Source organism: Delftia sp. GW456-R20, assembly GCF_001622915.1.
Taxonomy (GTDB): domain Bacteria; phylum Pseudomonadota; class Gammaproteobacteria; order Burkholderiales; family Burkholderiaceae_C; genus Comamonas; species Comamonas acidovorans.
In genome coordinates this window covers 2880859-2899136 of sequence record NZ_LWCN01000004.1, presented here as the reverse complement: position 1 = coordinate 2899136, position 18278 = coordinate 2880859, and the positions used below count along the sequence as shown (strand labels likewise).

The following is an 18278-nucleotide window of genomic DNA, read 5'->3' as shown; positions in this document are numbered from 1 at the left end:
CTCAATGGCCTGTGCCAAGGTAAGCGCGGATCACGTCTTCGTTCTGGCGCACCTCGTCGGGTGCGCCGTCGCCGATCTTCTTGCCGTAGTCCAGCACCACGACGCGGTCGCTGATGTCCATGACCACGCCCATGTCGTGCTCGATCAGCACGATGGTGGAGCCGAACTCGTCGTTGACATCGAGGATGAAGCGGCACATGTCCTGCTTTTCCTCCACGTTCATGCCGGCCATGGGCTCGTCCAGCAGCAGCACCTGCGGCTGCATGGCCAGTGCGCGGCCCAGGTCCACGCGCTTTTGCAGGCCGTAGGGCAGCTGGCCCACGGGGGTCTTGCGGTAGGCCTGGATCTCCAGGAAGTCGATGATGTGCTCGACGAACTCGCGGTGGCGGATCTCCTCGCGCTGGGCCGGGCCCAGGCGCAGGGCCTGCATCAGGATGCCGCTTTTGATCTGCAGGTTGCGGCCGGTCATGATGTTGTCGATCACGCTCATGCCCTTGAACAGCGCCAGGTTCTGGAAGGTGCGCGCCACGCCCATCTCGGCCACCTGGCGGCTGTTCATGTGGCTGAAGGTCTTGCCCCGGAAGGTGATCGATCCCTCGGAAGGGGTGTACACGCCGTTGATGCAGTTGAGCATGGAGCTCTTGCCCGCGCCGTTGGGGCCGATGATGGAGCGGATCTCGTGCTCGCGCACATCGAACGAGATGTCCGTCAGCGCCTTCACCCCGCCGAAGCGCAGGCTGATGTTCTTGATGTCGAGGATGACATCGCCGATCTTCTTGTGGGTCATGTCAGCGGCTCCGGTCAGGCCCTGGCGGTGGCAGCCACCGAATGGGTTTTGGCATCGATGATGGACAGCGTGGCGCTGACGCTGCCGGTGCGGCCGTCCTCGAACTTGACCTGGGTCTCGATGAACTGCTCACGCTTGCCCGTGTACAGCGCATCGACCAGCACGCCGTACTTGTCGGCAATGAAGCCGCGGCGCACCTTGCGCGTGCGGGTCAGCTCGTCGTCGTCGGGGTCCAGCTCCTTGTGCAGCACCAGGAAGCGCGCCACCTGCGTGTCGGCCATGCCGGCTTCGGCGGCCAGGTCGGCGTTCACCTGGGCCACGCAGTCTGCCACCATCTCCAGCACCTTGGCCTTCGATGCCAGGTCCACATAGCCGCCATAGGGCAGGCCCTGGCGCTCGGCCCAGTTGCCCACGGCCTCGTAGTCGATGTTGATGAAGGCGCAGACCTGGTCGCGGCCGTGGCCGAAGCACACCGCCTCCTTGATCTGGGGGAAGAACTTGAGCTTGTTCTCGATGTAGTTGGGCGCGAACATGGCGCCCCGGCTGGTCTTGCCCACGTCCTTGGCGCGGTCGATGATGCGCAGCTGGCCGCTGGCGTCGATCACGCCGGCATCGCCCGTGTGGAACCAGCCATCGGCATCCACCACCTCGGCCGTGGCGTCGGGGCGCTTGTAGTACTCCTTGAGCACGGACACGCCCTTGAGCAGCACCTCGCCGTTGTCGGCGATCTTCAGCTCGATGCCCGGTGCGGCCTGGCCCACGCTGCTCAGCTCCACCTGCCCGTCGCGCTGTATGCACACATAGGCGCAGGTCTCGGTCTGGCCATAGAGCTGCTTGAGGTTGATGCCGATGGAACGGAAGAAGCGGAACAGCTCGGGCCCGATGGCCGCACCCGCCGTATAGGCCACGCGGATGCGCGACAGGCCCATGGCATTGCGCAGCGGCCCGTAGATGCACAGGTCGCCCAGCGCGTACTTCAGGCGGTCCAGCGTGCCCACCTTCTTGCCGTCCAGGATGTCCGAGCCCACGCGGCGCGCCACGGCCATGGCGCGGCCGTACATCCATTGCTTGAAGGGCGCGGCATCCTCCATGCGGATGGACACCGAGGTCAGCATGCCCTCGAAGATGCGCGGTGGCGCGAAGTAGTAGCTGGGGCCGATCTCGCGCAGGTCGATGGACACGGTCGAGGCCGACTCCGGGCAGTTGATGGTGAAGCCCGCCACCAGCCACTGCGCGAAGGAAAACAGGTGGTCGCCCACCCAGGCCGGGGGCAGGTAGGAGATCACGTTGTCGCCGGGTCCCAGGCGGTCCACCTGCACGCCGCCGCGTGCCGACTCGCCAAAGCTGCGGTGCGTCTGGCACACGCCCTTGGGCTTGCCGGTCGTGCCCGAGGTGTAGAGGATGACCGAGACATCGTCGGGCGACAGCGCGGCCAGCATCGCATCCCAGGCGCCCGGGTGTGCGGCATCCCACTCCTGGCCCTTTTGCAGCAGCGCCTCGGTGCTGATCAGCCCGGGCTGGTCGTAGTGGCGCAGGCCGCGCGGGTCGTCATAGATGATGTGGCCGAGGCCGGAGACGCTCTCGCGCACCTCCAGCAGCTTGTCGACCTGCTCCTGGTTCTCGGCAAAGGCGAAGTCGATCTCGGCATCCTCGATGACGAAGCGCATCTCGGCGGCCACGGCATCCTGGTACAGCGGGATCGGTACGCCGCCCAGCGCCTGCACGGCAATGAAGCCCATGTAGACATGGGGCCGGTTGTCGCTGATGAAGGCCAGATTCTGGCCGCGTGCCAGGCCCAGCGCCGCCAGGCCGCAGGCCATATGGCGCACGGTCTCGGCGGCCTCGCTCCAGCTCCAGGTCTGCCAGATGCCGTATTCCTTTTCGCGCAGCGCCGGCGCCTGGGGGCGCTGGGCGGCATGCTGGAGCAGCAGGTGCGGGAACGTGGTCGTCATTCCATGTCCTTGGATGTTCGTGAATGGTGGTCGCATGGTGCAGATGCCCAGGCTGTGACCTACCGGCTTGGACTGCATCCTAGGACTGGCTTTGACGCCGTGGTGTCTGTTTGACGACAATCCGCGGGAAACTCATCATCGGGAAAACGCGCCGTAACAAAAGGTGCCAAAACGGTCTCATGTCTCGCTTGGGGGCTTGCGCATCCGGGAATGTGCGCGCGCCGCGGTCCTTCTGGAAATCCCGCTCACGCCAGCCACCGGGCTCGGGCAATGCTTGGGTGGTTTTGATGATTGATCCGCGCACCCTCGCCGCGACTCCATGAGCCAAGAACTGTCACTGCACCAGCGCCGCCGCGCGCCCCGGCCCGAGGAACTCGAAGGCATTCCCTGGCTGGCCGTACTCCAGCCCGCCGAGCGCGAACGGGCCCAGAAGGCGCTGGTCGTCGGCGACGCCCAGCCCGGCGACTATGTCTGCCGCACCGGCCGCGCGCCCACCTACTGGTTCGGCGTGGTCGAAGGCCTGCTCAAGATGAACACCGACGGCGCCGATGGCGCCAGCATGACCCTGGCCGGCCTGCCCCCGGGCGGCTGGTTCGGCGAAGGCACGGCCGTCAAGCGCGAGCCCTACCGCTACAACGTGCAGGCCATACGCCGCAGCGTGGTCGGCGGCCTGCCCATAGAAACCTTCCACTGGCTGCTGGACCACTCCATCGGTTTCAACCGCTTCGTCATGAGCCAGCTCAACGAGCGCCTGGGCCAGTTCATCTCGGCCCGCGAAATCGACCGCCTCACCAACCCCGATCTGCGCGTGGCCCGCAGCCTGGCCGCGCTCTTTCACCCGCTGCTGTACCCGGGCGTGGGCGAGGTGCTGCGCATCACCCAGCAGGAACTGGCCTACCTGGTGGGCCTGTCACGCCAGCGGGTCAACGAGGCGCTGTCCGTGCTGCAGCGCGAAAACGCCATCGTCGTGGAGTACGGCGGCCTGCGCGTGCTCGACCTGGAAGCGCTGCGCAGCGGGCTGTTTGCGGCGGCGCGGCGGGCGGCTTGACGCTGCCCACTGCCACCCACTTGCGGCCTCAGATCACGCCTTCGCGCCGCAGCCTCTCCTGCTGCTGTGCATCCAGCCCCAACGCCGCATAGATGCATGCATTGTCCTGGCCGGTGGCCGGGCCGCTGCGGGGCGAAGGGGCCTGGCGGCCGGTGAAGCGTGGCACGGGCGCGGGGGCGGTGAGGGGGCCCAGGTCGGGGTCGGGCAGGGTGATGAAGCTGCCGCGCTCCACGAAATGCGGGTCCTGCAGCGCGTCCTCGGCCGAGCAGACCTTGCTGAACGGAATGTCGTGCGCGGCCAGCGCGGCCGTGGCCTGGGCGCAGTCCAGGCCTGCGCACCATTGCACGATCTGCGCATCCAGCGCCTGCAGGTGGCGGATGCGCGCGGCGTTGTCCGCAAAGCGCGGGTCGGCGGCCAGGTCGGCGCGGTCCATGGCCTGGCACAGGCGCGCGAAGATGGCGTCGCCCGTGGCGACCACGGTGAGCCAGGCGCCGTCGCGCGTGCGGTAGACGTTGGAGGGCGCCGTGTAGCCCGCGCACGATCCCGTGCGGCTGCGCGCCTGTCCGCCCAGCTGGTACTCGGCCGCCAGCGGGTCCAGCAGGCGTAGCATGGCTTCGGTGGCCGACAGGTCGATCTCCATGCCGCGCCGTTCACCGGGCGGCTGCGCGTTGCGCTCGGCCAGTGCGGCCGCGATGGAGAAGGCGCCGAACAGGCCGGCCACGGCATCGCCCAGCGGGTAGTTCATGTGCTGGGGCGGGCCGTCCGCCTCGCCCGTGAGGTGGGCGAAGCCGCTCATGGCCTCGAAGATGCGCGCAAAGCCCGGCCGGCGCGCATAGGGACCTGTCTGGCCGAAGCCCGTCAGGCGCAGCACGATGAGGCGCGGGTTGCGGGCATGCAAGGTGGCCAGGTCCAGCCCCCAGCGGTCCAGCGTGCCGGTGCGGAAGTTCTCCACGAGCACGTCGAAATCCTCGATCAGCCGCAGGAACAGCGTGCGGCCCTCGGCCTTGCGCACATCCAGCGAGATGCCCTGCTTGCCCCGGTTGGCGGTTTTCCAGAACACGGCGTGGCCGTCGTGCACGGGGGCCAGGCTGCGCAGCGTGTCGCCGCCGCCGGGCAGCTCCAGCTTGACGACATCGGCGCCCAGGTCGCCGCACAGCGTGGCCGAGAAGGGGGCGGCCAGCACCGTGGCCATGTCGAGGATGCGCACACCCTCCAGCGGATAGCCTTGGCGCTGCATCAGTTGCCTTTCAGGTCCACGTTCTTCAGCACGGGCTCCCAGGCGCGGCGGTCTTCGGCCACGCGCTTGTGGAAGTCCGCCGTCTGCGTGGGCAGCGGCGTGGCACCCAGGCGCGCCAGCTTGTCGCGCGTCTCGGGCAAGGCCATGGCCTTGGCCAGCGCCTGGTTGAGCGTGGCCACGATCTGCTGCGGCGTGCCCTTGGGCGCGGCCAGGCCCACCCACAGGCCGGTGTCCAGCCCGGCCACGCCCAGCTCGGCAAAGGTGGGAATGTCGGGCGCTGCGGGCGAGCGGCTCTTGCCGGTCTGCGCCAGGATGCGGATCTGCCCGCCTTGCATGTAGGGCAGGGTGCCGCCCAGGTTGTTGCACATCACCGGGATGTGGCCGGCCATGAGGTCGTTGACGGCCGGGGCGTTGCCCTTGTAGGGCAGGTGCTGCATCTTGGTGCCGAGCCGGTGGTTGACCATCTCGCAGACCAGGTGCGAGGGCGTGGCCGTGCCGGCCGAGCCGAAGGACAGCGTGCCGGGCCTGGCCTTGTCGGCCGCCACCAGTTCGGCCAGCGTGCGGTAGGGGGTCTTGGCGTTGACGGCGATGACGTTGGGCAGGTCGGCCACCAGGCCGATGTACTCGTAGTCGGTCAGCGGGTTCCACTTGAGGTTGGCGTGCACATGGGGCAGGAAGACATTGCTCAGGCCTGCCATGAGCAGGGTGTAGCCGTCGGGCGCGGCGCGGGCCACGAGTTCCGAGCCGACCAGGCTGCCTGCGCCCGGCTTGTTCTCCACCACCACCGGCTGGCCCAGGGCCTGGCCCAGTTCCACCGACAGCGCGCGGGCCACGAGGTCGGTGCTGCCGCCTGCGGGAAAGGGAACGATCACGCGCACGGGCCGATCGGGAAAAGCCGCTTGGGCCGTTTGGGCAGCCTGCGCGCAGGCACACAGCGCGGCCAGCAGGCCCAGGGTGGCCAGGTGCTTCGAGGTGAGGGGATGTGTCATGGGGGCCTCCGGTGTCAGGCGCTCTCGCGCAGCATGAGCTTGGCGATGTTGAGCTGGTGGATCTGGCTGGTTCCTTCGTAGAGGCGGAACAGGCGCACGTCGCGGAAGTAGCGCTCGATGGGGCTGAAGTCGGCCACATAGCCTGCGCCGCCGAACATCTGCACCGCGCGGTCGGCCACGCGGCCGCACATCTCGGAGGCGAAGTACTTGCACATGGAGGCGGACAGCGCCACGTCCTCGCCCCGGTCACGGGCGCGGGCGGCCTCCAGGATCATGGATTGCGCCGCGAAGATCTCGGTGCGGCTGTCGGCCAGCATGGCCTGCACCAGCTGGAAGTTCGCCACCGGCTGGCCGAACTGCTCGCGCTGGCGCACATGGGCCAGCGCCAGGTCCAGCATGCGGATCGCCGGCCCCGTGCACAGCGCTGCCAGGTGCAGGCGCTGCTTGTTGAGCACCTTCATCACGGTCTTGAAGCCCTGGCCCTCGCGCCCGCCGATGATCTGGTCGGCTGGCACGCGGCAGTCCTGGAAATGCACGTCGGACACGGGCGAGCCCGCCTGGCCCATCTTGCGATAGGGCTGGCCCGTCACCAGGCCTGGCGAGCGCTCCACGAAGAAGGCCGTCAGCCCTTCGCTGCCCGTGCTGCCTTCGCCGGTGCGGGCGATGACGGTGAAGACATCGGCCAGCGGCGCATTGGTGATGAAGCGCTTGCTGCCGTTGAGCACGTAGTGGTCGCCCTCGCGGCGCGCCGTGGTCTGGATGTTGCTCGCTTCCGAGCCCGCGTCCGGCTCGGTCAGCGCCAGGCAACCCGTGAGCTCGCCGCGCGCCATGCGCGGCAGCCAGCGCTGCTTTTGCGCCTCGGTGCCGTCGGCCACCAGGGCTTCCGAGCCAATGCCGGTGTTGGTGCCCACGCGGGCCCGCAGCGCCACCGAGGCCTGGGACAGCTCGAAGGCGCAGCGCACCAGCTCCTCGGTGCTCAGGCCCAGGCCGCCGTAGGCCTGGGGAATGCTCCAGCCGAAATAGCCCTTGTCGCGCAGCTCCTGGACCACGGCGGGCGGAATGCTGTCGTCGCGCTCGATCTGCTCCTCCAGCGGATGCCAGCGGTGGCGCACGAAATGGCGGATGTCTGCGATCAACGCCTGCAGGCGGGCGTCGGCGGGAAGGGGGATGGGGGCTTGGCTCATGGGCCGCACTGTAGGAAGCGCGGGCACCAGGGCTGCAATGCAGTTTCAAATATTGAAATGCAGTTGCGGCTTTGCGGCCGTGGTCCGCACAATCGCCACGTGCCCCATACCCCCATTGCCCACCAACCCAGGGACTCGCAGGATGTCTGCCGCATCCGCGAGCAGGACCCGTATTTCGCGGGCACGCTGGCCAAGGGGCTGATGATTCTCCAGTGCTTCGTCAGCGACCCGCGCCCGCATGCCAACAGCGAGCTGGCCCGCCGCCTGGGCCTGCCGCGCCCCACCGTGTCCAGGCTGTGCCGCAGCCTGCAGACCATGGGCTACCTGGACCATGACGAGCGGCTGGACCGCTACTTCGTCGGCCCGGCCGCCGTCGCCCTGGGCTACCCCTATGTGATCAATACGCCCTTGCTCGGCCCGCTGCGCCTGCCCATGCAGGCGCTGGCCGACCGTGTGAAGGGGGCGGTGTCGGTGGGCGTGGTCATGGACCTGGATGTGGTCTATCTGGATACCTGCGCCTGGGAGGGCGGCACGCTCAAGCGACCCGGCGTGGGCGCCGTGCGCGGCGTGCTGGAAACGGCCATGGGCCGGGCAGGGCTGGCCCAGCTCGATGCCGGGGAACTGCAGCGCTTCCTGGACCGCGTGCGCAGCCAGCGGCCCGAGGAATATGCGCGCTGCATGGACAACGCCAGCGAAAGCCTGGCGCACTATGCCGCCCGGGGCTTCGCGGTCAACATGGGCGACTCCGGCCTGGGCGTGTGCGCCGTGGGTGCGGCCTCGCGCATCCGCTACGGGTCGCGCCGGCTGCTGTTCAACTGCGCCGTGCCGGGCCTGCGAATGCCGGCCCGCACGCTGATCCGGGATGTGGGCCCCCAGTTGGCGCAGTTGGTGGCCCTGTGCGACCGGCTGCCCGTGGACCGCTGATCTGCGGGCCTGGCGCTTCAGAAAGCGGCCAGCACGATGCCGATGGCCAGCAGCACGCCGAAGGAGATCCAGCCGTTCTTCTGGTCCAGGCCGCCGATCTGGCGCAGCGCCTCTTCGCGCGCAGCGCCCACCAGGCCCCTCTGGTTGATCTGCTGTATGCGCGTGACCAGCCATTGCAGGTAGGTGCGCTTGACCGTGAACGAGATGGCCACCGCGATGCCGAGCACGCGCCCGGCGCCGCCCGTGCCGGGCATCAGCAGATTGATGATCAACAGGGTGATGAAGGCCACCACGGCATAGGCGTAGACGCGGCGCGCAATGGCCCAGGAAACGCCCATGAAGGGAATGGCGGTCCAGCAGGGACTCATGGATGCGAAAAAGCCCTTTTTCCCGCTGACCATGCGCTCCCACAGTGGCCGGTATTTTTCAGCATTCGGGCCGATGGCGGTCTCCATATCGGACCACTCGATTCCAGTCAAGTCCGGCTTGGTGATAAGCAGCGCCTTGAATTGTTCTTTCAATGGAGTGGAATTCGATAGGTTGGGTGTATCGCTCATGGTTTTCCTTGTTGAATGAGGCGGGAGTCCGGGCGGGATGGTCTGGATACCGCAGCAGGCGCTGCGCGAAGGGCTGTTGTCTCGAAAGAGCCCCCCGTTTCTGGACGGGCGCCATTCTATGGGGAGATGTATGGGCAATGGCAAGCCCAATGGGTTGATTTGCAATCGCCAATGAATGAAATCGCCCAAATAAAATACAGTTTTTTACATATCGCATGCCGTGCATTGGAAGATCCCAATCGGCCGGATTGAAGATGTTTTGCCGATGTGATTCGCTTCTTGTCGATTTTTCATTGAGGATTCATCCGGTTGTGCATATCGCGCCGGATACAGCGATTGGGATGGGTCGGCCGCCAGGCGCATTGCATGGGGCATGAATGTGTGGTGCGGAACATGGCGAGCCCGCCGGGGCGCAGGGCCGGGCGGCGGGGCTGGCAAGGGGGCCCTGGCGGCCTGCCCGCAGGCCGCCCGATAGCCGCCCGATAGCCGAGCGCAATGCCCGTATTGGCCGCAGGGCGCAGCCGCTGCGGGCCTTGCCGCGCGACAATGGCGGTCTAATGTCATCCCCTACTTCTTCCAAACCGTCCCGGCCCGGCGCCGACGAGGCGGCAGCGCCCTCCGCGCGCCCTGTGCTGCGCCGCCCCGAAAAGCCACAGGCCGAGCCGGCTGGCGATGCCCGCCGCCCTTCGGGTGGCGCGGGCAAATCTGCGGGCGCACGCGGCGGCCCGCGCAGTGACCGCAACGACCGCAATGAACGTGGCGGCGACCGTGGTGGCCGCAATGATCGCTACGAGCGCTCCGACCGCCGTGATGCCCCCCCTCGCGGCGATGCCCGCGGTGCGGCTCCCCGAGGCGATGCCCCCCGCGGTGCAGCACCCCGCGACGACGCCCGTGACCAGCGCCCGCGCAGCAGCGGTTTCGGCCGTGCCGAGGACCTGGACCGTTCCCAGCCGCGTGGCGACTGGCGCGAACAGGGCGGCGGCGAAAACCGTGCCCCGCGCGAGCAGCGCGACATGCGCGATGCCCGTGATACGCGCGATGCCCGCCCCCCGCGCCCGCCCCGCCCGGACGATCGCCGCGACCGGCCCTATGGCCAGCGCGATGAGCGTCCGCGTGATGGTCAGCGCGATGGCCAACGTGACGGCCAGCGCGATGGACCCCGTGACGGCCCGCGTGAAGGTGGTTTCCGCGACCGTCCCCGTGACGACGCCCGTGGCCCCCGCCGTGACGATGCGCGCGGACCGCGCCGCGACGACGCCCGTGGTCCCCGCCGTGATGACGCCCGTGGCCCGCGCCGCGACGAGGCGCCCCAGGCCGAGCCCGCCTACCGTCCGCTCAGCGGCATCCGCACCTACCGTCCCGCCGACGGTGGAGCCAGCCGCGAAATCCCCGTCAAGCGTGCTCCCGAGCCGCTGCAGGAGCAGGTTCCCGGTGGCGTGCGCATCAACAAGCGCCTGGCCGACATGGGCCTGTGCTCGCGCCGCGAGGCCGACGAGTGGGTGGACAAGGGCTGGGTCCGCGTCAACGGCGAACTCGCCGTGATGGGCCAGAACGTGGTGGCGGCCGACCGCATCACCGTCGAGCGCGAGGCGCGCGAGCGCCAGGACCAGCAGGTCACCATCCTGATCCACAAGCCCATGGGCTATGTCAGCGGCCAGGCCGAGGACGGGCACGAGCCCGCCGTGGTCCTGGTCACGCCCCAGAACCACTGGAACCAGGACACCAGCCGCACGCGCTTCAACTTCGCGCAGCTCAAGGGCCTGGCTCCCTGCGGCCGGCTGGACATCGACTCCGTGGGCCTGCTGGTCATGACCCAGGATGGCCGCGTGGCGCGCCAGATCATTGGCGAAGACTCGGAGATGGACAAGGAGTACCTGGTGCGCGTGACCTACGGCGACCGCGACATCGACGTGCAATCCGTGTTCCCGGCCGAACAGCTGGCACGCCTGTGCCATGGCCTGTCGCTCGATGGCGAGGCACTCAAGCCCGCCAAGGTGGACTGGCAGAACCCCGAGCAGCTGCGCTTTGTGCTGACCGAAGGCAAGAAGCGCCAGATCCGCCGCATGTGCGAACTGGTGGGCCTGCGCGTGGTGGGCCTCAAGCGCATCCGCATCGGACGCGTGACGCTGGGCAACCTGCCTGTGGGCCAGTGGCGCTACCTGGGTGCACACGAAGGCTTTTAGCACCCCCTGAGCGGCTTGCGCCGCTTCCCCCTCTCTACCCGCTTCGCGGGGGAGGGGGACGACACCCTCGCGGCGGGGCGGCCCTTGCTTGGTGTCTCTGGTCTTGGGCCGCGCCGGTTTCAGTGAGCGCACGGCTCGTGTTTAGAATGCGAACCATTCTCAAACGAGCTTCAGCGCTGCGGCACGCCAGTCCGGGGCGCGTCCGTCTTTTCATGCGCGCACCGGCCGATCCCGTACACACCCTCTATGTCGAACACCACGGCTGGCTGCAAGGCTGGCTGCGCCGCAAGCTGGGCAATGTGTTCGAGGCTTCCGATATCGCGCACGACACTTTCGTCAACGTGATCACCTCGGGCATGGCCGGCCGCATCGAGCAGCCGCGCCCCTTTCTGGCCACCGTGGCCCGCCATCTTGTGATCCGCCAGCACCGGCGCCGGCTGCTGGAGCGCGCCTATCTCGACACCCTGGCCCTGTTGCCCGCTGAACTTGCCCCTTCGCCCGAAGAGCGGCTGATCGCCCTCGAATCGCTGCAGGCCGTGGACCAGGCGCTGGACGCGCTGGCGCCCAAGGTGCGCGAGGCCTTCCTGCTGGCCCACCTCGAAGGCCTGAGCTATGCGGACATCGCCACGCGCCTGGGCGTGTCCATGACCAGCGTCAAGCGCTATCTGGCCCAGGGCTATGAGCGCTGCTTCGTGCTGGCGTTGTCCTGATGGCGCCGGTGCCTCCTTCCGATCCTCGGCGCCTGTCCAGCGCCGCGCCGCTACCCGGCAGCAGTATCCAGGCGCCCCAGGCGCTGGGCCGGCCCTTGCCGGCCGGCGTGGCGCGGGCGGCGGCCGGCTGGTTTGCGCTGCTGCAATCGGGCCAGGCCTCGGCCGCCGACCGCGCGCGCTGGCAGCGCTGGCTCGATGAAGACGCCGACCATGGCCGCGCCTGGGCCCATCTGCAGGCCGTCACGGGCGCGCTGACGGGGCTCAACGCCGGTGGCGCGGGCTATCGCAGCCTGTCCGCCGCTCCCCGGGCTGCGCGGCGGCGCCTGCTGGGCCTGTTCGTGGGGGTGGGCACGGCGGCGGGCGCGGGCTGGCTGGCCAGCCGCACGCCGCAGTGGCAGCAGATGGCGGCCGACTACGCCTCGGGCACGCAGCGCCGCCGCTGGACCCTGCCCGACGGCACGGACATGCTGCTGGGCCCCGGCAGCGCCGTGGCCTTGCAGTTCGACGGCAGCGAACGCCGGCTGCGCCTGCTGGCCGGCGAGGCGCTGTTCACCACCGGCCATCCCGCAGGAACGTTGGGCGATCTGCCCTTTGTGGTGGAGACCGTCCACGGCCGCGTGCGCGCCCTGGGCACGCGCTTCATGGTGCGCAGCAGCCATGCAGGTGCGCGCGTGGCGGTGTTCGAGCGCGCCGTGGAGCTGCGCACGGCCGGCACAGGCGCATCCGCACGGCGTCTGCAGGCGGGCGAGGCCATGGACTTCACGCGCACGGGCTGGAGCACGGTGCAGCCGGCCGGCCCTGCGGACGACGCCTGGAGCCGGGGCCAATTGTGGGTGGACAACCAGCGCCTGGACGACTTCCTGGCCGAGCTCAACCGCTACCGCCCCGGCTGGCTGCACGCCGATCCGGCCGTGGCCGGGCTGCGGTTCTCGGGTGTGTTCCCGCTGGACGAAGGCGGCATCGATGGCACGGACGCCGTGCTGGCCATGCTGCCCGGTGCGCTGCCCGTGCAACTGCGCTGGCGCACGCGCTGGTGGGTGGTGGTGGAGCCTGTGCAGGCGCGCGGCTGAGGCTTTTTCTTCCTTTTCGCATTTTTTTGCGCCGGGGGTGACCCGATTTCCCGCGCCGCGCTTCCTTGTTTCCGAGAGCTTTGATTTTCGACATCGGAACACAGGGAGAACCCAGGACCATGCAACCCCTTTTCATGCCCCGCCCCGCGCTGGCGCTGGCCATCGCGCTCATGCCCGCCGCCGTGCTGGCCCAGGCCCAGCGCAGCTATGACGTCGCTGCCGGCCCGCTGGATGCCGCCTTGCGCAGCACGGCCGCCCAGGCCGGCGTGGCCCTGATCTTCACGGCCGATCAGACGGCCGGACAGCGCAGCGCGGGCCTGCGCGGCAGCTACACGGTGGAGGCTGCCTTCGAGGCCCTGCTGGCCGGCACCGCCTGGCAGGCCGTGCGCCAGGCCAGCGGCGCCTATGCGCTGCGGCGGGTGGAGCAGGTGGTGCCCGCTGCCGCTGCAGGCGCCACGCTGGCCACGGTCAACGTGACGGCGGCTGCCGAGCGCAGCGCGGTCTCCGAAGGCACGGGCTCCTACGCCACGCGCCAGTCCAGCACGGCCACACGGCTGGGCCTGTCGCAGCGCGAGACGCCGCAGTCCGTCAGCGTGGTCACGCGCCAGCTCATGGACGACCAGGGCCTGACCAGCCTGCCGGAGGTGCTGGAGAAGACACCCGGCATCACCGTGGGCCGCAACGACAGCGAGCGCACCACCTTCTACTCGCGCGGCTATGCCATCGAGAATTTCCAGTTCGACGGCGTGCCCAACACCATGGACTCGGCCAACCAGTACACCACCTCGCTGGCCGACAGTGCCATCTATGACCGCGTGGAAGTGGTCAAGGGCGCCACAGGCCTGCTCACGGGCGCGGGCTATCCGTCGGCCGTGGTCAATCTGGTGCGCAAGCGGCCCACCAAGACCTTCCAGGCCTCGGCCGAGGCGGCCATCGGCAGCCATGACCGGTTGCGCGGCGTGGGCGACATCTCCGCTCCCCTGACAGAGGACGGCCGCGTGCGCGCCCGCGTGGTGGCCGTGGCGCAGAACGCCAGGTCCCATGTGGACGACTACAGCCGCAACGTGCGCAGCCTGTACGGCATCATCGAGGCCGACCTGGGTCCGGGCACGGTGGCCAGCCTGGGCATTGACCACATGCAGACGCGCGCCAACGGGGCCAGCTTCGGCCACATCCCGCTGTTCTTCAAGGATGGCAGCCGCACGCATTTCCCGACCTCGCTGAACCCGGCCGCGCGCTGGTCGTACTGGGACAACGACAGCACCAACCTGTTTGCCGAACTCAAGCACAGCTTCGGCAATGGCTGGAAGGCGGACCTGTCGGCCAGCCGGCTGCGCCAGTCGCGCGACGTGGAGGTCGGCGTGGCCGCCCACGGCATGGTGGACCCGGTCAGCGGCCTGGGCATCAACATGCTGTCCAACAAGATTCCCACCGATGCCACCACGCAGGCCGTGAATGCGGCGCTGTCCGGGCCGTTGCAGCTGTTCGGGCGCGAGCACGAGCTGTCGTTCGGCGCCAGCTGGTCGCGCCAGCGCCGGCATGCGCCCGGCTACACCAACGCCTACGGCCCCGTGGGCAACTACTTCGAGTGGGACGGCCAGGTGCCCCGGCCCGATTTCCAGCTGCGCGACCACCGCATGACGCGCATCGTGGAGAAGGGCGCCTTCGGTGCAGCACGCCTGCGGCCCACGGACGACCTGTCCGTGATCCTGGGTGCGCGCGTGAGCTGGTACGACATGCTGGACGACACCACGGGCCTGGACGGCAGCTACGGCGTGAACAACGCGCTGCGCGTGGCGCACAAGACCGTGCCCTATGCAGGCGTGGTCTATGACCTGAGCCGCCAGCTGTCGCTGTACGCCAGCCAGACCGATATCTTCAATCCGCAGACCTACTACAAGGACGCAGCCGGCAGCCCGCTGCCGCCGCTCACCGGCCGCAGCCGCGAAGTGGGCGTGAAGGGCGAGTTCCTGGACGGCCGGCTCAACGCCTCGCTGGCGCTGTTCCACATCCAGCAGCGCAATGCCGCGCAGTACGTCAGCGCCAATCCGGAAACCGGGGAAGAGGTCTATGCGGCCATCGACGGCGTGACCAGCAAGGGCGTGGAGATGGAGGTGTCGGGCAGCATCACGCCGGCCTGGAACATCTACGGCGGCTACACCTACCGTACCTCGCGCGCGCCGGCCCAGCCCGATGTGATCCTCAGCGCCGTCAACACCAACCAGCCGCGCCACCTGTTCAAGCTCAGCACCAGCTACCGTCTCAACCCGCAGTGGACCGTGGGCGGGTCGCTGGCCTGGCAGAGCCTGACCTACTACCAGCAGTCCTCCGCCCCCTATGCACGCGCCGACCAGCGCGCCTATGCGCTGGTGGGCCTGATGGCGCGCTACGACGTGGACCGCCAGTGGTCGGTGACGCTGAACGTCAACAACCTGTTCGACAAGACCTATATGCCGGGCCTGGGCTCCTATGGCACGGGCGTGTATGGCGATCCGCGCAATGTGCTGCTGACTGCGCGGTACAGGTTCTGATGCGGCTGCCGGCCCGCTTTGTCGTCAGGCCTGCGACCACATCCGCAACAGGTTGTGGTACGTGCCGGACAGCGCGGAAAGCGCGGGGTCGCCCGGGTGGCGCACCGTCAGTTGCTGGATCTGCTGGTCCAGGTCGAACAGGATGCGGCGCTTCTCGTCCGAGGCCACGAGGCTGTGCGTCCAGAAGAAGCTGGCGTAGCGCGTGCCGCGCGTGACGGGGTTGACGCGGTGCAGGCTGGTGCCGGGGTAGACGATGGCGTCGCCCGCGGCCAGCTTCACGCTCTGGTGGCCGAAGGTGTCCTCCACGATCAGCTCGCCGCCTTCGTACTCGTCGGGCTCGCTGAAGAACACGGTGGTGGAGACATCGCTGCGCACCTTGATGGCCGTGCCGGGGATGGTGAAGATGGCGTTGTCTATATGGTTGCCGTAGGTGCCGCCGCCCTCGTAGCGGTTGAAGCGCGGCGGCAGCACCTTCAGCGGCAGGGTGGCCGACATGAACAGCGCGCTGGCCCCCAGCTTGTCGAGGATGAGGTTGCCTATCGCCTGGCCGGCCTGGCTGTCCAGCGGCAGCTGCAGGTTGGCCTTGACCTGGGCCGCCAGAGGGCCGGCCGTGGCGCGGCCGTCCTGCCACGGGGCCTGCTCCAGCGCCTGGCGGCACTGGCGCACTTCGTCGGGGCTGAGCAGGGCGGGTATGCGGAGCATCATGGCAGGCGGTCCTCAGGGGGGAATCAGCGAGTGTCCCGCAAAAAAGCCCCGCAGGCGGCGATGGCCTGCGGGGCTTTGCGGTGATCTGCGCAGCGTCAAGCCGCTGCGCGTTCGCGCGGGGCGATCAGCAGATCAGTACGTCCACTTGAGCGAGGCCACGGCCGAGCGGCCTGCGGCCATGGTCGCGTAGTGGGGCGAGCGGATGCCGCTGTAGTAGACCTTGTCGCCCAGGTTGTACAGGTTCAGCTGCACGGTCAGGTTGCGGTCGATCTGGTAGGCCACCATGGCGTCGTAGCGCGCATAGCCGCTGGCACCCTTGGTGACGATGCCGCCATCCACCGTGGACAGGATGTAGCTCTGGTTCACGCTGCTCTGGGCGTAGATGCCCAGGCCCACGGTCAGCTTTGCCATGGGCTTGTAGCTGGTCCACAGGCTGAAGCTGTGCTTGGGCGTGTTGGGGAAGGGCTGGCCATTGGCCACGCTGCCCGCGCCTGCGTTCTTCTGCTCGCTGTCCATGTAGGTGTAGCCGCCGAAGACGCTCAGGCCCGGCAGCACGCTGCCCGTGAAGCCCAGCTCCACACCGTTGACCACCTTGTTGCCGCCCATGTAGGTGACGCCGTTTTCGGTGATGCGCGCATTGGTCACGTCGTTGCGGAACAGGGCTGCCGTCAGCGCCAGGCGCTTTTCCATCAGGTCCCACTTGGTGCCCAGCTCGAGCGAGCGGGTCTTCTCGGGAGCGAGGTTGGCCAGCTGGTCGGTGGAGATGCCCAGGTCCTCGTTGCCGTTGCCCAGCATGGAGCCGCCGGGGCGCGAGGAGGTGCCGATGCTGGCGTAGATGCTGCCGTTGGTGGCCGGCTTGTAGACCAGGCCCAGCTGGTAGTTGAAAAGCGTGTCCGAACGGCTCAGGTCATAGGCGGGCGTGTTGCGGCCGGCGGGGCCGGAGGAGCTGATCTTGTAGTGGTCCATGCGCAGGCCGGCATTGAGCAACCACTGGTCGTTGAACTTCAGCGTGTCGAAGCCGTACAGCGCCACGGTGTCGATCTGGTTGTGGCTGGGGTCGCCCAGCGTCACGGGCAGGTTCCACAGCGGGCTGCTGTCGGGGTTGTTCAGCGAGGCGCACCACAGGCTGGCGGCCGTGCAGGTGGTGTTGGTGGTCTGCAGCGCGGCGGTGCGGGATTCAGCCTTTTCCTTGGACAGTTCCAGGCCGAACGAGTAGCTGTGGCCCACGCTGCCGGTCTGGGCCTTGCCCGTGAATTCCGAGAGGTTCTGCAGCGTCTTGATGTCGGCCACGCGTGCATTGCCGCGGCGGAACACATAGCCGTTGACGACATTGCCCTTGCTGTCGTCGGGCTGGGTCCACAGGTAGTCCTGTTCGGTCTTGCTGTAGCGCAGGCTGTTGCGGAACTTCTGGGTGTCGGTGAACTTGTGCTCCACGGTGGCCGTGAACAGGTCGCTCTTTTCCTTTTCGTAGTCGCGGCTGGTCAGGCCGTACCAGTTGTCGCGGTTGTTGCCGTAGGTGGGACGCACCACGCTGCCGCCGCGCAGGCCGGCCGCAGCCGTGCTGCTGTACAGGTAGGGCACGCCGCCATCGGGAATGTTGTCGGTCTGCAGGTGCTGCCAGGACAGCGAGACCTCGGTGGGCGTGCCCATGCCGAAGGTCACCGTGGGGGCAATGCCCCAGCGCTTGTTCTCGGGGCCGCTGCGGCCGGGAACGTCGGCGTCGTGCACCATGGCGTTCAGGCGCAGGCCCACGCCTTCGCCCAGCACGCGGTTGGCGTCGATGGTGGCGCGCCGGTAGCTGTCCGTGCCCAGGCCCACGTCGCCGCTGATGAAGTTCTCGTTCCTGGCCTTTTTGGTCACCAGGTTGATGGAGCCGCCAGCACCGCCACGGCCTGCATAGGCCGAATCGGCGCCCTTGATGACTTCCACGGCTTCCAGGTTGAACACCTCGCGCGTGCCGGCCGCAATGTCGCGCATGCCGTCCACGAAGGTGCTGGCCTGGGCATCCATGCCGCGGATGAAGGGCTGGTCACCCGAGGGGTTGCCGCCTTCGCCGTTGCCGAAGGTGATGCCGGGCGTGGACCGCAGGGCTTCCTGCAGGCTGGTCGCGCCGGTCTGCTTGATGATTTCCTCGTTGATGACCTGCACCGTCTTGGGCGTGTCCACCAGCGGGGCCGTGAACTTGGCCGAGGAGGCGTTGTCGGTCTTGACGGGCGCTTCGGTCGAAGACGTCACGTTCACGGTGCCCAGCGTGGTGCTGGTCTGCGCGAAGGCCGGGGTGCCCGCGAGGCACAGGGCAGCGGCAAGGGCCAGCTGCGTGACGTTCGCGGGGGGGAGGATTTGTTGGATTTTGCTCATGTTCACTCCGATGAAAGCCCGCGAATTGTTATTGCGAATCACT

At 68.4% G+C, this 18278-nt stretch carries 14 protein-coding genes; 6 read left to right on the top strand and 8 right to left on the bottom strand.

Going from position 1 to position 18278, the window contains the following annotated elements:
* Nucleotide 1 precedes the first annotated feature (1 nt).
* The gene (locus tag A4F85_RS18265; RefSeq protein WP_012203089.1) at nt 2-787 is read right to left on the bottom strand and encodes an ABC transporter ATP-binding protein; all 786 of its coding nucleotides are present in this window, start codon (nt 785-787) and stop codon (nt 2-4) included.
* Nucleotides 788-801: 14 nt separating this feature from the next.
* Nucleotides 802-2739, bottom strand: coding sequence for an AMP-dependent synthetase/ligase (locus tag A4F85_RS18260; protein WP_013804349.1), 1938 nt, complete (start codon nt 2737-2739; stop codon nt 802-804).
* A gap of 319 nt (nt 2740-3058) precedes the next feature.
* On the opposite strand from A4F85_RS18260, the gene A4F85_RS18255 reads away from it, so the two are divergent.
* Nucleotides 3059-3787 carry a Crp/Fnr family transcriptional regulator gene (locus A4F85_RS18255; RefSeq protein WP_012203091.1) on the top strand — a complete coding sequence of 243 codons (729 nt, stop codon included), beginning with the start codon at nt 3059-3061 and terminating at the stop codon, nt 3785-3787.
* Nucleotides 3788-3815: 28 nt separating this feature from the next.
* Here A4F85_RS18255 and A4F85_RS18250 read toward each other — a convergent pair whose 3' ends face one another.
* The 3 genes from A4F85_RS18250 to A4F85_RS18240 are packed head-to-tail and all read right to left on the bottom strand — an operon-like array spanning nt 3816 to nt 7197.
* Entirely contained in the window at nt 3816-5024 is a 1209-nt protein-coding gene (locus tag A4F85_RS18250; RefSeq protein ID WP_063327370.1) for a CaiB/BaiF CoA transferase family protein, read from the bottom strand.
* Nucleotides 5024-6013 carry a Bug family tripartite tricarboxylate transporter substrate binding protein gene (locus A4F85_RS18245; protein WP_063327369.1) on the bottom strand — a complete coding sequence of 330 codons (990 nt, stop codon included), beginning with the start codon at nt 6011-6013 and terminating at the stop codon, nt 5024-5026. The genes A4F85_RS18250 and A4F85_RS18245 overlap by 1 nt, the downstream gene beginning before the upstream one ends.
* A 14-nt stretch (nt 6014-6027) precedes the next feature.
* Nucleotides 6028-7197, bottom strand: a complete 1170-nt coding sequence (locus A4F85_RS18240; RefSeq protein ID WP_063327368.1) for an acyl-CoA dehydrogenase family protein — start codon at nt 7195-7197, stop codon at nt 6028-6030.
* Nucleotides 7198-7254: 57 nt separating this feature from the next.
* Here A4F85_RS18240 and A4F85_RS18235 point away from each other — a divergent pair, with 57 nt between their 5' ends.
* Nucleotides 7255-8121 carry an IclR family transcriptional regulator gene (locus A4F85_RS18235; RefSeq protein WP_013804345.1) on the top strand — a complete coding sequence of 289 codons (867 nt, stop codon included), beginning with the start codon at nt 7255-7257 and terminating at the stop codon, nt 8119-8121.
* Nucleotides 8122-8138: 17 nt separating this feature from the next.
* Here the strand turns inward: A4F85_RS18235 and A4F85_RS18230 are convergent, their stop codons facing one another.
* Nucleotides 8139-8678 carry a hypothetical protein gene (locus A4F85_RS18230; RefSeq protein ID WP_013804344.1) on the bottom strand — a complete coding sequence of 180 codons (540 nt, stop codon included), beginning with the start codon at nt 8676-8678 and terminating at the stop codon, nt 8139-8141.
* A gap of 557 nt (nt 8679-9235) precedes the next feature.
* Between A4F85_RS18230 and A4F85_RS30915 the strand changes: the two genes are divergently transcribed.
* From A4F85_RS30915 to A4F85_RS18210, 4 genes are all read left to right on the top strand, one after another.
* Nucleotides 9236-10861, top strand: a complete 1626-nt coding sequence (locus A4F85_RS30915; protein WP_231890576.1) for a pseudouridine synthase — start codon at nt 9236-9238, stop codon at nt 10859-10861.
* 212 nt (nt 10862-11073) lie between these two features.
* Entirely contained in the window at nt 11074-11571 is a 498-nt protein-coding gene (locus tag A4F85_RS18220) for a sigma-70 family RNA polymerase sigma factor (RefSeq protein WP_013804342.1), read from the top strand.
* The gene (locus A4F85_RS18215; protein ID WP_063327367.1) at nt 11571-12641 is read left to right on the top strand and encodes a FecR domain-containing protein; all 1071 of its coding nucleotides are present in this window, start codon (nt 11571-11573) and stop codon (nt 12639-12641) included. The genes A4F85_RS18220 and A4F85_RS18215 overlap by 1 nt, the downstream gene beginning before the upstream one ends.
* 119 nt (nt 12642-12760) lie before the next feature.
* The gene (locus A4F85_RS18210; protein ID WP_063327366.1) at nt 12761-15172 is read left to right on the top strand and encodes a TonB-dependent siderophore receptor; all 2412 of its coding nucleotides are present in this window, start codon (nt 12761-12763) and stop codon (nt 15170-15172) included.
* Between the two features lie 24 nt (nt 15173-15196).
* Here A4F85_RS18210 and A4F85_RS18205 read toward each other — a convergent pair whose 3' ends face one another.
* On the bottom strand, nt 15197-15877 hold the full coding sequence (locus A4F85_RS18205) for a Fe2+-dependent dioxygenase (RefSeq protein WP_012203103.1): 681 nt from the start codon (nt 15875-15877) through the stop codon (nt 15197-15199).
* Nucleotides 15878-16009: 132 nt separating this feature from the next.
* Nucleotides 16010-18235 carry a TonB-dependent receptor gene (locus tag A4F85_RS18200; RefSeq protein ID WP_063327365.1) on the bottom strand — a complete coding sequence of 742 codons (2226 nt, stop codon included), beginning with the start codon at nt 18233-18235 and terminating at the stop codon, nt 16010-16012.
* Between the last annotated feature and the right edge of the window lie 43 nt (nt 18236-18278).

Bases quoted from the DNA above. Each gene is read 5' to 3' on its own strand.
- A4F85_RS18260 (WP_013804349.1), bottom strand. From the start codon at position 2,739: ATGACGACCACGTTCCCGCACCTGCTGCTCCAGCATGCCGCCCAGCGC.
- A4F85_RS18265 (WP_012203089.1), bottom strand. From the start codon at position 787: ATGACCCACAAGAAGATCGGCGATGTCATCCTCGACATCAAGAACATC.
- A4F85_RS18215 (WP_063327367.1), top strand. From the start codon at position 11,571: ATGGCGCCGGTGCCTCCTTCCGATCCTCGGCGCCTGTCCAGCGCCGCG.
- A4F85_RS18255 (WP_012203091.1), top strand. From the start codon at position 3,059: ATGAGCCAAGAACTGTCACTGCACCAGCGCCGCCGCGCGCCCCGGCCC.
- A4F85_RS18235 (WP_013804345.1), top strand. From the start codon at position 7,255: ATGCAGTTGCGGCTTTGCGGCCGTGGTCCGCACAATCGCCACGTGCCC.
- A4F85_RS18200 (WP_063327365.1), bottom strand. From the start codon at position 18,235: ATGAGCAAAATCCAACAAATCCTCCCCCCCGCGAACGTCACGCAGCTG.
- A4F85_RS30915 (WP_231890576.1), top strand. From the start codon at position 9,236: ATGTCATCCCCTACTTCTTCCAAACCGTCCCGGCCCGGCGCCGACGAG.
- A4F85_RS18240 (WP_063327368.1), bottom strand. From the start codon at position 7,197: ATGAGCCAAGCCCCCATCCCCCTTCCCGCCGACGCCCGCCTGCAGGCG.
- A4F85_RS18250 (WP_063327370.1), bottom strand. From the start codon at position 5,024: ATGCAGCGCCAAGGCTATCCGCTGGAGGGTGTGCGCATCCTCGACATG.
- A4F85_RS18220 (WP_013804342.1), top strand. From the start codon at position 11,074: ATGCGCGCACCGGCCGATCCCGTACACACCCTCTATGTCGAACACCAC.
- A4F85_RS18205 (WP_012203103.1), bottom strand. From the start codon at position 15,877: ATGATGCTCCGCATACCCGCCCTGCTCAGCCCCGACGAAGTGCGCCAG.
- A4F85_RS18210 (WP_063327366.1), top strand. From the start codon at position 12,761: ATGCAACCCCTTTTCATGCCCCGCCCCGCGCTGGCGCTGGCCATCGCG.
- A4F85_RS18245 (WP_063327369.1), bottom strand. From the start codon at position 6,013: ATGACACATCCCCTCACCTCGAAGCACCTGGCCACCCTGGGCCTGCTG.
- A4F85_RS18230 (WP_013804344.1), bottom strand. From the start codon at position 8,678: ATGAGCGATACACCCAACCTATCGAATTCCACTCCATTGAAAGAACAA.